This window comes from Streptomyces sp. NPDC003032 (genome assembly GCF_053591415.1).
In genome coordinates this window covers 1-12,593 of sequence record NZ_JBSFTT010000082.1, presented here as the reverse complement: position 1 = coordinate 12,593, position 12,593 = coordinate 1, and the positions used below count along the sequence as shown (strand labels likewise).

At 67.7% G+C, this 12,593-nt stretch carries 13 protein-coding genes and 1 pseudogene; 9 read left to right on the top strand and 5 right to left on the bottom strand.

Going from position 1 to position 12,593, the window contains the following annotated elements; translation table 11 throughout:
• From ACWDZ7_RS41890 to ACWDZ7_RS41880, 3 genes and pseudogenes are all read right to left on the bottom strand, one after another.
• A pseudogene (locus ACWDZ7_RS41890) lies at nt 1-103 on the bottom strand (diadenosine tetraphosphate hydrolase); the annotation flags it as partial.
• A 62-nt stretch (nt 104-165) separates the two neighbouring features.
• Nucleotides 166-492 (bottom strand): hypothetical protein, encoded by a 327-nt coding sequence (locus ACWDZ7_RS41885; RefSeq protein WP_451804082.1) that lies wholly within the window; start codon nt 490-492, stop codon nt 166-168.
• Nucleotides 493-700: 208 nt separating this feature from the next.
• Nucleotides 701-1,891, bottom strand: coding sequence for a helix-turn-helix domain-containing protein (locus ACWDZ7_RS41880; protein WP_451804080.1), 1,191 nt, complete (start codon nt 1,889-1,891; stop codon nt 701-703).
• 182 nt (nt 1,892-2,073) lie between these two features.
• On the opposite strand from ACWDZ7_RS41880, the gene ACWDZ7_RS41875 reads away from it, so the two are divergent.
• The 3 genes from ACWDZ7_RS41875 to ACWDZ7_RS41865 all read left to right on the top strand — a co-directional run bounded on the left by ACWDZ7_RS41875 (nt 2,074) and on the right by ACWDZ7_RS41865 (nt 3,352).
• On the top strand, nt 2,074-2,427 hold the full coding sequence (locus tag ACWDZ7_RS41875) for a hypothetical protein (RefSeq protein ID WP_451804078.1): 354 nt from the start codon (nt 2,074-2,076) through the stop codon (nt 2,425-2,427).
• On the top strand, nt 2,427-2,813 hold the full coding sequence (locus tag ACWDZ7_RS41870; protein ID WP_451804076.1) for a DUF6415 family natural product biosynthesis protein: 387 nt from the start codon (nt 2,427-2,429) through the stop codon (nt 2,811-2,813). The genes ACWDZ7_RS41875 and ACWDZ7_RS41870 overlap by 1 nt, the downstream gene beginning before the upstream one ends.
• Before the next feature lie 194 nt (nt 2,814-3,007).
• Nucleotides 3,008-3,352 carry a hypothetical protein gene (locus tag ACWDZ7_RS41865; RefSeq protein ID WP_451804074.1) on the top strand — a complete coding sequence of 115 codons (345 nt, stop codon included), beginning with the start codon at nt 3,008-3,010 and terminating at the stop codon, nt 3,350-3,352.
• 149 nt (nt 3,353-3,501) lie between these two features.
• Here the strand turns inward: ACWDZ7_RS41865 and ACWDZ7_RS41860 are convergent, their stop codons facing one another.
• Nucleotides 3,502-3,942: a hypothetical protein gene (locus ACWDZ7_RS41860; protein WP_451804072.1), complete on the bottom strand. Its 441-nt coding sequence runs from the start codon at nt 3,940-3,942 to the stop codon at nt 3,502-3,504.
• A gap of 670 nt (nt 3,943-4,612) precedes the next feature.
• Between ACWDZ7_RS41860 and ACWDZ7_RS41855 the strand changes: the two genes are divergently transcribed.
• From ACWDZ7_RS41855 to ACWDZ7_RS41845, 3 genes are all read left to right on the top strand, one after another.
• Nucleotides 4,613-5,569: a hypothetical protein gene (locus ACWDZ7_RS41855; protein ID WP_451804070.1), complete on the top strand. Its 957-nt coding sequence runs from the start codon at nt 4,613-4,615 to the stop codon at nt 5,567-5,569.
• Between the two features lie 256 nt (nt 5,570-5,825).
• A complete protein-coding gene (locus ACWDZ7_RS41850) occupies nt 5,826-7,769 on the top strand; it encodes a UvrD-helicase domain-containing protein (RefSeq protein ID WP_451804068.1) in 1,944 nt (647 codons plus the stop codon).
• A 125-nt stretch (nt 7,770-7,894) separates the two neighbouring features.
• Nucleotides 7,895-9,001, top strand: coding sequence for a DUF6083 domain-containing protein (locus ACWDZ7_RS41845; protein ID WP_451804066.1), 1,107 nt, complete (start codon nt 7,895-7,897; stop codon nt 8,999-9,001).
• Between the two features lie 28 nt (nt 9,002-9,029).
• Here the strand turns inward: ACWDZ7_RS41845 and ACWDZ7_RS41840 are convergent, their stop codons facing one another.
• On the bottom strand, nt 9,030-9,503 hold the full coding sequence (locus ACWDZ7_RS41840; RefSeq protein ID WP_451804064.1) for a DUF6420 family protein: 474 nt from the start codon (nt 9,501-9,503) through the stop codon (nt 9,030-9,032).
• A 409-nt stretch (nt 9,504-9,912) separates the two neighbouring features.
• Between ACWDZ7_RS41840 and ACWDZ7_RS41835 the strand changes: the two genes are divergently transcribed.
• From ACWDZ7_RS41835 to ACWDZ7_RS41825, 3 genes are read left to right on the top strand one after another with little or no spacing between them, the layout of a single operon-like run.
• Nucleotides 9,913-11,268: a transposase gene (locus ACWDZ7_RS41835; RefSeq protein ID WP_451804062.1), complete on the top strand. Its 1,356-nt coding sequence runs from the start codon at nt 9,913-9,915 to the stop codon at nt 11,266-11,268.
• A complete protein-coding gene (locus ACWDZ7_RS41830; protein ID WP_451804060.1) occupies nt 11,181-11,738 on the top strand; it encodes a nucleic acid/nucleotide deaminase domain-containing protein in 558 nt (185 codons plus the stop codon). The genes ACWDZ7_RS41835 and ACWDZ7_RS41830 overlap by 88 nt, the downstream gene beginning before the upstream one ends.
• A 7-nt stretch (nt 11,739-11,745) precedes the next feature.
• Nucleotides 11,746-12,192, top strand: a complete 447-nt coding sequence (locus ACWDZ7_RS41825; protein WP_451804058.1) for a hypothetical protein — start codon at nt 11,746-11,748, stop codon at nt 12,190-12,192.
• Nucleotides 12,193-12,593 lie beyond the last annotated feature (401 nt).

The window sequence follows — 12,593 nt, the reverse complement described above, 5'->3', positions numbered from 1 at the left end:
CGTCCCCGATCACCGCGAACCCCGCCGTCAGCCGTCGCAGCACAGTCGGGTTCTCGCCCCTCAGCGCCGTCCCGATCCGGTCCATCCGCCAGTCACCAGTCATGGCCAAAACCTACATTCCGGCGATCAAGGACCGCTCTTCGATCCCCATCCTCCTCACACAGTTCAAAGACCAAGCAAGTGAGGCGAGGAGCGACCCCGACCGTTTTCAAGAATCGCCATCAGAGGTTCGGGCTCATCAGCCAGAGCGCGCAACCTGTCCACTTCCGATTGCAGTTCAGCCACCTCCCGTTCGAGGTTCCTCACTCCTGCTTCTCGTTGATCAATATGCGCTTCCATGCTGGCCGCGCTGTCCTCTAGAGCCCTGGTGGCTGCTTCGAACGCAGAATCCCACTCTTCGCCGTTCATCTGATCCACGAGAGCTTCCAAGGCCGTATCCACCGCTTCGGGGCCCCCGCGCGCGAGGATCTCATTCCAGAACTCCTGGTCCATCCCCACATGGTGGGGCGGAGCAGCTTCCTCAACCCGCACCATCAGCCAACGTATGTTTGAGATCACAAACAGGCACTGATCCGGCAGGGCATCGGACCGCTCAAATTTTCCGCAGAAAATCGCAGCAGCCCACCGCCGAGAGGTCCTCCTGGACGGATGCGGAGCTCCCCTTCTCCGGCCCTATGGGGGGGGCGGCGTGCGTGGGGGTTCAAAGGCTCATGCCGGACAGCGTGGCGAGCCTGACTAGCTGGGGGTTGCTGCGGCGGTGGAGCGAGGCGAGGACGCGTAGCACTTCGCGGCCCATGGGGTGGATGCGCGCCATCTGTGGGGCCACATCCCATGCGACTACCAGGTTTTCGAGCGCGCGGTCCTGGTCACCGGTATCGAGCTGGGCGCGTGCCGCGTTGATGCGCGTGGGTGCGATGCGGGTGGGCGGGAGGCCTGCGAGGGCGGCGTCCAGGTCGTCCGTGAGCGTGAGCGCGTCTTGTGGCTGGCCCAGGTCGACGCGGGTCGCGAGCACGTGGGTGAACGTGTTCTTTGGCCCGAACGTCAGCCCGTGCGCGTCGATGTCGTGGCTGAAGGATCCGGCTGCCCGCCATGCGGAGTGGATGTGCCGTTCGGCTTCGCGTACGCCTTCGCGTTTGTCGGTGAGTCGTCCCGCGAGCGTCATGCCGCGCAAGTTCAGGATGCCCACGGCCAGGTCACGGTCCGTGGTGGAAAGCGGCGCCGACTGCACGGCAGTGATCGCGCGGTCGACGACGTCCAGGCCGCGTTCGACCTGGCCGAAGTTCAGGTAGGTCCCGGCGCGGTCGCGGGCAGCGAACGCTGCCCCGAGCGGGTTGGGTTGCTGCTCGATGGCCCACCGCTGCCGCGCCACCGCGAGCTCGGCGAGGTCCATCCAGCGGTGCCGTGCGGCGAGCCAGTAGATGTGGCTGTAGACGTCGGCGAGCGCCATCCACGCATCGGCTGTGTTCACCGCGTGCGCGTGCGTGGTGGCACGGCGCAGCACGCCCGGCAGCAGTTCGACCAGGGCGCCGATGTGGACCGCATCGCGGCACTCGTCGGCGTACGCCAGATCCGCAGTGACCCTGTTCGCCGGCACTCGCCCGGCCTCGGGCAGGTCGTAGTCCCGCATCGCGGACCGCAGCTGCGAGAGGTGCCGCTCGTCGTCGACGGCGACAGAGGCCGCACCGAGGACGTCCGCCATCGAAAGCCCGAAGGCGCGCCCCAGAGCCGTAGCCACGGTGGGCGTCAACGTCCGGTCGCCGACCTCGATCTTGCTCAGGAGGGAGACAGACACGTGCGCCCGACGGGCGAGCGCCGATTGATCCCACCCGTGCTCCTTGCGCAGGGCCGCGATACGCGCGCCGGGGGGTGGGTCGATTTCAGAGGTGCCCATGATCATCGTCCTTCTGGGAGGCACGGCGTACATCCATGCTCACAGGACAGGACGAGTGCCCGCAGCGCGTCTGTGCAAACGGTGTGCAAGCCACGGCCACACCGCAGGCGTTCACTTCTACGCAAGGACCCCCGCAGCCGCTGACACGGCCCGGGGGCATGGCCGACTGACAAGGAGTCGACATGAGCGAGAGTACGGTCCCATCTTCAGCCACTGGAAGCGGCACGGTCCTCGACCGGATGCCACTGGTGGAACTCCCCGACGTGCGGACACTAGCCACGGCACAGGTGTGCGGCGAGGCCTGCGTATGGTGCGCGGCCACCCTCACCACCACCGCGGTCGGCCTGGGCGAGCGCGAGGTGGAGGCGCACGGCAGCCTCACCCGCTGGGCCCCCCGCTGCTGCCGGGACTGCGGCTTCAAGCGCATCTACACAGCGCTGCTCGACCACAGCCAGAACTGCGAACAGTGCGCCGACAACCTCGCCCTGTGCACCGTGGGCACGGTGCTGCGCATGGCCATGAGGCTGGTGCGGTGATGAGCAATACCCACACGGTGCTCTACGACCCCCGCGGCCTGATCGAGGCCGAACTCCCCCTGGACCGCGCTCCCTACGAAGCGCTCGTCACCGCCGTTCTCGCGTGGACGGACCCATACCTGGAACCCCGCGACTACGAGCAGATCGCCCTCCAGCTGACCGGGCACGCCCGCGCGGCCGCCGCCGACGTCCGGCGCCGCGTCGACCAGCTGCCCAAGGACAGCGGCCCCCGGGCGCTCGCCGACGTCGTCCTGGGCGAGGCGGAAGGCCGGCTGTCCGTGACGATCGAAGGCACCGTGCGCTGCGTTCAGACCCGCGCCCACCTCGTTCGCGCCCTCTACGAACTCCTGGATCGCCTGGACGCCGCACGCACCCAGCCCGTGTGACACCCTCCGCACCGGGTGCGACCACGGGCCCGGGTGCGGAGGGATACCCGCAGCAGGCTTACGCGGGTGCCGGCTCCGGGCGCAGCGACGCGAGGGGCCGAGCGCCGGGCTGCGGCTCTTTCAGGACCTAGGGGCTGCCGGAGGCTTACCGGGAACGGGTCACACCGCCGTAAGGCCGGCGATACCGTGCCGCAGTGACCGACTTCCCCGGGTTTATCAAGCAGCAGGTGGCCTCGCGTCTCCACCGGCCGGACGGCACGACGGAGACGACCCGGGCACCGGCGGTGTGGACGCTGGCACACCGTGGCTACTCCGGCAGCGGACAGCTGGACGTGTGGGCCTACGCCACCAAACCGGAGGCCCTGCGCGAAGGAGCCGAACTGGCGATCGCCTGCGGCCTGGACGAAATGGACGAGCAGGCACGCCGTCACTACGAAGCGGGCCGGTACCAGCAGGTCCTGGACCTCTACGAGGAGACCCATCCCGAGACGCATCTGCTGCGCGTGCAGGCGGCGTTCCTGCAGTTCCCCGGCTGTTGAGCCGCGACCAGCCCCCGTCAGTGCCTGCGCATGGACCTCTGATGTCGACCGGACGGGCGTAGAGGGCATCGACAGCGAGGATGGTGTCGGCGCCCCGGCCGGGTGGGGGCGGCGGGGCGCGGTGCGGAGATGAGCCGTGCGGCGCGTAGTCAGTCCTCGGCGCTCAGGCCACTGGCGCGGGCGATCCCGTCCAGCTCGTTGTAGAGGGCCTGCTGCTCGGTGACGAAGCGGCGGTGCTTCTCGCGCAGCTCCTGCAGTTTCGCCGGGTCGTCGGCGGCGGAGGCTTCCACGACGGCGAAGCCGGGGCTGCCGTCGGGGCCGGGCATCTCCACGAGCCGGTGGTCCATGCGGCCGGTCAGGAGAATCGCCAGGACCGTTGCGTACTCCCGCTGCACCTCATCGGTGAACTGTGAGGCGTCACCGACGGGGCCGGCCTGATGGCCCTCGGCTATCAGGTGCGCTGTCTCGTGCACGGCCTTGGCCAGGACGTCGTACTGCGCGGGGTCCATGCGGGCCTTGAGCGTCTCCATGTAGAGGGAGACGTTGTCGAGCCTGCGGTCGTCCGGGCTGGAGTCGTTCGCGTCGTTCATCTCGACAGCCTGGCCCGGGAGGCGGCAGGCGTCCAGGCCCGTACACGGGCTGGCGCAGAAGGGTACAAGTATGGCGCGGGAGCGGATCCGGTGGCCGGCTGTACAGTGCGGGTCCGCACTGACGCTGGAGACCGCCCGTCAGCAGACCGAGATGCTGCGCCGAGATGGGGATGGAGCCCTAGCGGCCATCATCAGCCGCGAGGCAGGGCGTAGCGACATCCGAAAGCAGCGATTTTGATCATGCGTGTGGGGAGCCCGACCGGCATCCGAAGTCACCTCAAGATGACATCCGTTGGGGTCCTTTACAGCCACGAGGACGACTGGGACGTGCGGCGGCGCTGACGTGGCACGACTGGAGGGTCTTCGAGCGGAAGGTCGCGCAATTCGAGCGCACCGGCTTGTCCTGGCGACCCTGCTGGTCAGTGCCCTCGGCGGCGCCGCCGAGGTGCTCGACTCCGACGGCACGCTGCCCGCGTTCACCCTGGACGGCGTGCCCGTGGCGCCATTCGGTCCGGCCAGGTTGGTGATGGAACGCCCGAGGCGCTGGGTGCACTGCGGAGTGAAGCCTGTCCTTTCGGCTGGTCTCTTCGGGTGGCGGCGTCCATGGGCTTGGAAGCGGCAGGTGCAGGGTAGGGCCGAGCGTTCGTTGCGGGAGGCAGGGAGACCCCAAGTGGAACTGTTCGATTTCGATGACGGCGTAGGGTCGCTGGCCGGTGTGGCCCTGCGAGAGCAGGCCACCAAGGGAGTTGAGGTGCTGTCTGCGGCAGTGGGGGAGGACTCGCAGAAGTTGCTCGGGCGGGTCCTGAAACTGCTGAACCTGCCCCGCCTGCAGGACGCCGATGACGACGACGTCAGGGAAGTCCTGCGTGAACTCCGCTTCTCGGCCCTGGAAGGGCGCAGGACCTTCCGGAAGCGGCTGAAGCGGGTCACGGCGGTTCCAAGGCCGGGAGGCATCGGCCGCCTTCCACGGCCTCGTGCAGTGAAGCCGGCGGCCGTCGGCGGAGCGTGCGGACTGTGTGGCGCTTCCTACCTGGCGGGCGACCTGATCGGCAGGCTGCCGGCGCCGGAGGCCTCGTTCGTGCCGATGGGCTGGCTGTGCTGGCACTGTCTGGTCCAGCGCCGCCAACAGCCGCGACGCCGGGACGTCCTTTTGCGGATCTTCCACTCGTTGATGGCCGGTGACGGGGTCGGCTTCAACGGCCATGAGTGCAGAGTGCTGTGGCAGTGGCTGATGGAGGACTCCGACCTCGCGGCACGCAAGGCCTGGGCTGCGGATCCATTGGAGAACACGTTGGTGCGGCTGCAAGCAACGTGCTGCCAGGGCAGCCCGGTCCTGTGGCTTGCTACCCAGACCGCGTACACCATCGTCGCCGTCCTGCACGAGGCCGCCCCCGATTGCACTCCGGCGGCGGACAGCGATGTACTGCGGGCCCTGGTGCAGCACATCGCCGAATGGGACACCAATTCCGCACAGTTGAAGCGCTCGGCCTATGGCACGGGGATTCGCTACCGCCAGCAGATCCTGGCTGCCACGTCGCACCCGACGCCCCTGTCTGTCCCGGGCGGACCGTTTTACCTCTTCCACTGCCGTGTCACCCGCACAGGAAATCTCGTTGAACCTGAGTAGCCACCAATGATTACGGGCGTTTCCCCGGGACGTGACCAGGCCCGCTGAGAGTTTGAGAACCAGGTCAGCGCCGTGCGGGCATGAAGGAGGCCGTTTATCGCCCCAAGCAGGGGATGCACTGTCACCCGCTTGCTCCAGCGGATCCCCTTCGGGTGAGGAGCCCGCTGTGCTGCTTCGGGTGGATCTGTCCAAAACGGCGCGATATTTCCTGCCCGATTAGAGCTAGTCTGCGTTCCCTTGTGCCGTATGAGAGGACGTGAGTGCGGTGGTCGGCAAGCAAGGGGCAAGGAAGCGGAAGCCGGTGCGTGCGGCATCAGCTGACCTCTCCGACCAGATGGAACTCTTCACTCAGCCAGCCGCTCAGGCTGCTCGTAAGCCCTCCGGACTGCGCCGCCTCGAGCCGCTCACTCCACAGGTACAGCTCAGGCAGCTGATCGGCACGCTGGTGCGGACAACGGGGCTGCCGCATGCGGAGGTCAATCGCCGCTTGAACACGCGCCTGGGGCTGACCAGTAGGTCTGGGGCCGGGGAGGAGGTCATCGTCCGGGCGGTTTCCCTGGCGGAGGCCTGGCTCGCGTCGCCGTCCGCTGCTGCCTCCGTGACAGCGGGCGGAATGGCCCGCCCATGTCGGCGGAAGCAGACCTTCGAGCAAGACTTGGCGGTGGAGGCCAAGCGGCGCGGTGAGCACATTGCGCTGCAGGCCGGGGCAGGAACCGGCAAGACCACCACCTTGGACCTGCTCGCGCGCAGCGATTTCCGGCGCGGCCTGTACCTGGCGTTCAACCGGACCATCGCGGACGAGGCAGCGGGCCGCTTTCCGCGAAATGTCAGCTGCCGGACAGGGCATTCACTGGCCCGGGCGGGCGTGGGGCACCGGTTCGCCGACCGGCTCGATGCGCCGCGGCGGCCGGGGTGGAAGGTGGGCGAGGAGCTGGGGATCGCCGTCAACATGGTGATCTGGCTCGGCAAGCGAAAGATCACCAACAGGGGTCTGTCGTACATCGCCTTCCGCACGGTGCAGCGGTTTTGCCACTCGGCGGACGAGCAGATCCTGCCGCACCACGTTCCGTGGACCCGGGGTGTGGAGGATGCAGGTCTGCACGCCGAGCTGGTGAACCTGGTCCTGCCTTACGCCCGCAAGGCGTGGCAGGAGTTGCAGGATCCCAAGGGCGGCATCGTGCGCTTCGAGCACGACCACTACCTAAAGATGTGGGCGCTGACGCAGCCGCGGATCAAGGCCGACTTCATCATGCTGGACGAGGCTCAAGACACCAATCCTGTGCTCGAACAGGTCTTCCGGGGCCAGCGCGACCACGCCCAGCTGATCATGGTGGGGGACTCGGCGCAGGCCATCTACGGATGGCGTGGGGCGCGTGATGTGATGACCGGGTTCGACGGCCGCCAGCTCACTCTGTCGCAGTCCTTCCGTTTCGGTCCTGCTCTGGCCCACGAGGCGAATCGGTGGCTGGCTATGGTGGAGGCCCCGCTCCGCCTTCGAGGCACCGACACCATCGACACCCGCATCGGCCCGCTGGAGCACAGCGACGCCATCTTGTGCCGGACCAACGGCGGGGTGATGCAGGAAGTCCTGCGGCTGCTGGAGTCGGGCCGACGAGTTGGCGTCGCCGGCGGTGCGGGCGCGCTCCAGAAGCTGACCGAGGCCGCCGCGCAACTGAAGGCGGGCCATCCGGTCAGCCATCCCGAACTCATGCTCTTCCAGTCCTGGCGGGAACTGCAGGAGTACGCCCAGTGCGACCCGGCCGGGCAGGACCTGACCGCTCTTGTTGAAGTCATCGACGAGTACGGAGTGGAGGTGATTCAGGGCGCCCTCAAGAAGCTGCACGATGAGACCAGCGCCGAGGTCACCGTGTCGACCGCCCACAAGGCCAAGGGCCGGGAGTGGGACTCCGTGCGCATCGCGTACGACTTCGAACCCGACAACAGCCAGGAGATCGACGCGGACGGCATTCCTGTGCCCAAGCCCGTCAACCAAGACGATGCCCGGCTCGCCTACGTGGCTGTCACCCGGGCCCGAAGGCACCTGGACCTCGGCGGGCTCACCTGGATCAACAGCCACCCTCAGGGCGGTTCCGTCCCAGCGGCCCGCCCGGCCCCCTGCGGCAGTCAGCCGCACCCCGAACCGCAGCCGGCGCTCGGACCGTCTCCCTGGGACCGGCTCGGGCCACAACCACGCGCCTGAGCCCCATGGAATGGATATACCGACGGTCAGACTTCTCTCATCAACGGGCCAGCCGGGCCCATGACGCGCCGCCAGCGGAGGGAGAATCCCACTAGGCCGCGGGCCGGCAGCAGTACACCAGCGACGTGAGTTCAGATCACTACCACTGGGACGGCTCCCGCAAAGACGACTCCGAGGCTCCCGGCGATCCCTTCTCCGCCGCAGGGCGTTCACGGATCCGGATCCACCGCTCCAGCCCGACCACCACACTGCGGCGCAAGTGCCAGAGCCAGTGCCGCTTCTGTGGTCACTCAGTCGAGTACTTCGACCGGTTCGACGGCGGCCGCCTGCCCATGATTCCCCACCTCTTCCCGGCGAGGCACATCCCTCCGCGGCTGCGCTGGCATGTCGAGGGAGGCATGGCCTACACGGGATGCGGCGGCAACATGCTGTGCCGGGTGGCGCACCCTGCCTTCTGCCCCATGGTGGACCACGACGACAACGATCCGGAGATGGAGAGGGCGCGCCGCGCCCTGGCGGTCCGCACCCGCAGGTGGATCGATGCCGGTGAATTCGTCCCTGATCTCCGCCCTTCCCCCACCGAGGCTGATGTCGCTGAACAGCATGTCGACGAGGGCGACATCGGTGTGGTGCGGCACCTCATCCGCTACACGAACGCCTTGTGGCTCGGTCCCACAGTCATCGACCGCATCCGCTGTGTGGCGATGGCCGCGTCGACCGGGGAGCGCTGCAAGAACCTCGTTCTGAGCTCAGCGGTGTACGACGGCGAGTGGGAAGAGATGGAGATTCCCATCGCGCCTGGGCGGGCGGGGCAGCAGACCCTGTGGGCCGGGACCACGATGTGGGTGTACGGGCTGCACGCTCTGACCCCCAGCGAGTGTCTGCGGTGGATCAAGCAGCGCTGCACGTATCACCTGCCTCACGGCAGTACAACGCCCGACAACATCTCCCCGCAGTGGATCCGCTTCGATCCCCTCCGCCATGCAGAGTTCATCCTCTACCAGCGCCCTATCTGGGCCCCGGAGATCAAGGGCCAGGAGCACCCGTTGTTGTCCAGGCTCAAGCCAGTCGCGAAGCTGACCGGGTGCGCCGAGCCGGAGTGCCGCAACACGACTCCCCGGACCGTGGCCGCAGAGTGGCGGTGCTGGAAATGCGGGCCTCGGTACGAGCGTCGGCAGAAGACTCACCGCATGTGGCAGCGCCCGGCGCCTCCTCCCGAGGCGACACCGTGAGGGCCGGTACCCCCTCGCCGCCCGCGAGCTACCGCGGGGTGCCCGCGGCGGCCACGGTGGTGGTGAACAGGCACTCTGTCGGCTCGAAGGCGCTCACTTCGATCGCCAGCAGTGCGCGTACGAAGACGGACATCTCGATGCCGTGGTGCAGGACCTGGTAGCAGCGGTACATCCCCGGCGAGAACCGGGCACGGTGCGTGCAGCCCTCGCGCACGCAGTGGCCTTCCGCGGCGAGAGCGAGCTGCTTGAAGGCGGCGGCTTTGGGCTCGGTCGTCTGCGCCGCACACCCGAGGTGGTCCAGGGTGACCGCGTAGTGGCGGCCGGAGAGGCGGATCGTCAAGCGGCCGCCGCCAGGGGTGACGAAGCGACCCGGGCGCGCGGGCTCGTAGGGGTGCGCCAACGGCAGGGAGGTCTCCGGGCGTCGTAGCGCAGGAAGCCCGTCGTAGGCGACGCAGGGGTGCTGTGGCCCGGAGGGAGCGGTTACGCGCTTCGCTGGCTTCACGCCGTGCCTTCCTCACAGAGGTGCGAGGGCGGTGGTGGCTGTGCGCGGAGCCGACCGACGGCGGGCGTGATGGTCCCGCGCTCGATCATTCGACACTGCCGCGAGGAGGCTTCACGGACCGTTGCGCGCACCGTGTCGAAGGGCGCTGCGGATACCGTGATCGGCAGAGTGCGGCCGCGCCACGGGGAGTCGGGGGCGTAACAGTGACTGTTCCGGCGTCTGACCTCGCCGGGGCGGGCCTCGTCGGGCGACAGGCCGTGGATGTGCCACAGGCAGCACCAGGAGCACCACACACGAAGGCACGGGGACGCCGAACCGGCCTGTTCCACGTAGCCGTACACCGTGCTCTCAGCTTGACTCTGTCGGGGATCTTGGAGTTTCCCGGTGCGGCAGCAAGATCGACCTGGAGATGGTCACCGAGGCGGTCCGCGCCGCACTCGAAGAAGTCGCCGGCACATCCCCGCACCTGCTGGACGAGCTCGTCGATGAGGACTGGGGGCTCCGCTACGGCCGGCCGGTCCGCCTGGGCAGGAACCCCACCAAGCCCAAAAGCAGGATTCTTGCCACCGGTAACGACGCCGTCCGGCTCCTGGAACACCTCTACCGGCACGGAGAAGACCGCACGTCCGGTGCTCGTGTCCAGGCCCTGCGCCAGATCATGGTGCAGAACTACCACTGTGACGCCGCAGGACATCTGCGCTGGCGCACCGCCGAGAAGGAAGGCGGGCCCGGACTGCCGCCCTCGTCCCGGGCGGTCGTTTCGCCCTACGACACCTCGGCCCGCTTCGCACGGCACGGACACATCATCAGCTGGAAGGGGTTCACCGCCCACCTGACCGAGACCTGCGCTCCCGACGGCCCCAACGTGATCACGGATGTGGCCACCACCGCGGCCACCACCCACGACAGCCAGGTCCTGCCTGGCATCCACACCCGCCTCTCCCGCCGCGGACTGCTGCCCGCCGAGCACCTGGTCGACGCCGGCTACACCTCCCTGCCCCACCTGGAACAGGCCACCCGCGAACACCAGGTCACCGTCTCCGGCCCGCTGAAGAGCAACCCCACCCGCCAACACCGCCGAAATGAGGGCTACGCCCGGGACGACTTCCGCATCGACTACGACCATCAGCAAGTCACATGCCCGAAAGGGCAGGTCAGCGCGGGCTGGCACGGCCCCTACCCGACCTCCTCGCCCACCGCGGCCCCGCTGATCGTGGCCAGGTTCACCAAGAGCCAGTGCCGCCCCTGCCCGGCCCGCGCCCAGTGCACCACCACCGCCGACAGCGCCCGCACCGTGGGATTTCCTCCACGAGAGCTCCGTGACCTGCAACTCCGTGTCCGCGCCGAGCAGCAGACGCCCGAGTGGAAGACGCGTTACGCGGTCCGCTCCGGAGTGGAGGGCACGGTCAACGAGTTCGCCCATGGCCACGGCATGCGGCGCAGCCGCTACCGAGGGCAGGAAAAGGCCCACATCCAGCACGTCCTGACGGCCATCGCCGTCAACATCGAGCGCCTCAGCGGACTGCCACCAACCGAAGAAGCCCCCGTACACCGCCGACCGACTGCCTTCCAGAACTACCTCGACCAGCGCGAGATACCTCGGCTGAAATCCTGGCGCTCATTTCGGCGGTGTTGGCGGGTGGGGTTGCTCTTCAGCGGGCCGGAGACGGTGACCTGGTGTTCGACGTCGTCGCCCGCATCGGGTACCGGGCACTGGACGAGTTTGCCAAGTTCTGCACCAAGAGGACGACCCGTAGGCTCCTGACCGCACCGGCATCCGTGCCCGGTGAGGGATGCGGTGGCCTGATCCGCTACAACAGCGACGAGCTGAGCCGCATGGCCTACCACTACAGGACCGAGAACGGCTACTTCGGAGCGCAGCACAATGTCGCCGTCGCCAAGGTGCCGGGGTGGAACGACCCTAAGACCGGAGACCTCGTGGTCGCGAACAGCAAGTTTTCCGGTCACTCGGAGACAGAGATCCTGGACAAGCTGAAGGCAAAGGGATTCGACCCCAAGCAGATCACCGCTCTCTACACTGAGCGCTCACCCTGTGGGAGTTGCGCCTCCGAACTGGCCGCCGCTCTCAAAGAGGGCACACCGGTCACCTGGTCGGTCCCATACCTCCCCGGCATGGAGAGCGGCGCGAAGCAACTGTTGGCTGAATACGTCAAGCGAGCTGGCGGGGGGCGTTCGGCGCGCTCCCTGGCAGGCCAACAACAGGAAGGGAAGTGAACGACGTATGGCCGAGTACGAATTTGATCTGCCGTTGAAATCCTCACCGGAGATCCTCGCTGAACGCGACAAGCTGGCCGATGAGGCTTGCCGAGCACTGACCCAAGCCGGAATTCCCGTTCATCGGGTTGAACTTGGGGGTGGGCCTGAAGGCAGGCCTGGGGCGGAGGTTCACATGGAAGCCACCCCCGGCGGCCGAGTGGTGGTGGACTGGAACACGGGGGCAGAACTGACGACTGCTGCCGTAAAACTTCTGGAGGGCGCTCTTCTGGAGGGCAGAAGATTCGATCCTGCGAATCAGCCTTTCGCTCTTCGCCATCACTCAACCGTCCGCGTGCATATGCGGGACGCCCTTCTTGGAATCCTCACTTCGGCGGGTTTCGACGTGGAAGTGGCAGACGAGGACGACTACGGGGCTCCGGTCCTTTTCGTGAACAGCTTCCGGCGGCCCTGATTAGGCCCCAAGGTCACCTCCTTGCTGAATGAACTGCCGGGTGTGCCCCACTGCTATTTGGCAGGGGGCACACCCCTTGTCCGGTGACGGCCGTGTTCGGCCCGGCGCCGGTCGCGGTCGATGATCGGCCGAGTCCGGCTTCAGCCGGTGAGCAGGCATCTCGGGCGAGCAAGTACCTTTCGTCTCATGGCTGTTGACCAAGAAGTCGAGGGAGTCGGGGGAGCCGAGAGAGCCAAGGAAGCCGCGAGAGCGGGGGCAGGCGTGCGGCTGCGGCCACCGCGCCACCCCCTGGACCGCCGTGCCGTCGCCTAAAGGGTGTTGCAGAAGGCCGTGGTCACCCAGCGCGAAGTGGGCGGCTGGTCTGCTGGTTCATGCGGCGAGGGCGAGGTTGTGCATGGTGG